A 788-nucleotide genomic window follows, 5' to 3' on the forward strand; every position below is an offset into this window, starting at 1 on the left:
GCTCCTTACCCGATGCGGCCGGTGATGTAGGCTTCGGTCCTTGGGTCTTTCGGGTTGGTGAAGATCTGTGCTGTATCGCCGTATTCCACCAGGTTTCCGAGGTGGAAGAAGGCGGTCTTCTGGCTGACGCGCGCGGCCTGCTGCATGGAGTGGGTGACGATCACCACGGAGAACTGGCTGCGCAGCTCGTCGATCAGCTCTTCGACCTGGGCCGTGGCGATGGGGTCCAGCGCCGAGCAGGGTTCGTCCATCAACAGCACCTCGGGGCTGGTGGCGACTGCCCGGGCGATGCAGAGCCTTTGCTGCTGGCCGCCCGACAGGCCGGTGCCGGGGGCATCCAGACGATCCTTCACCTCGTTCCACAGGGCGGCCCTGCGCAGCGCGTCTTCCACGATGGCATCAAGCTCGGCCTTGTTGCGGGTCATGCCGTGGATCTTCGGCCCGTAGGCCACGTTGTCGTAGATCGATTTCGGAAAGGGGTTCGGCTTCTGGAACACCATGCCGACCTTGGCGCGCAGCTGCACGGGGTCGATGCGCGGGTCATAGATGTCCTCGCCGTCCAGCGTGATCCGCCCCTCGACCCGGGCCGAGGCCACGGTGTCGTTCATCCGGTTCAGACAGCGCAGGAAGGTGGACTTGCCGCAGCCAGACGGCCCGATGAAGGCCGTCACCGCCCGGTCCAGGATGTCAACATCAACATCCTTCAGCGCGTGGTTCGTGCCGTAATACACCTGAACCCCACGCGCAGACATCTTGGCCGTGACAGTGCCCGCATCAAGGCCCGTGCG

General features: G+C 64.6%; 1 protein-coding gene. It reads right to left on the bottom strand.

Translation table 11 applies throughout. The features are described 5' to 3' along the window. Positions 1–5: 5 nt before the first annotated feature. A complete protein-coding gene (pstB, locus tag EZM81_RS18000; RefSeq protein ID WP_136646739.1) occupies positions 6–752 on the bottom strand; it encodes a phosphate ABC transporter ATP-binding protein PstB in 747 nt (248 codons plus the stop codon). Between the last annotated feature and the right edge of the window lie 36 nt (positions 753–788).

It is taken from the genome of Tabrizicola sp. YIM 78059 (assembly GCF_004959785.1).
GTDB lineage: Bacteria > Pseudomonadota > Alphaproteobacteria > Rhodobacterales > Rhodobacteraceae > Tabrizicola > Tabrizicola caldifontis.

Coding starts and splice junctions, on each gene's coding strand:
- pstB (WP_136646739.1), bottom strand. CDS start 752: ATGTCTGCGCGTGGGGTTCAGGTGTATTACGGCACGAACCACGCGCTG.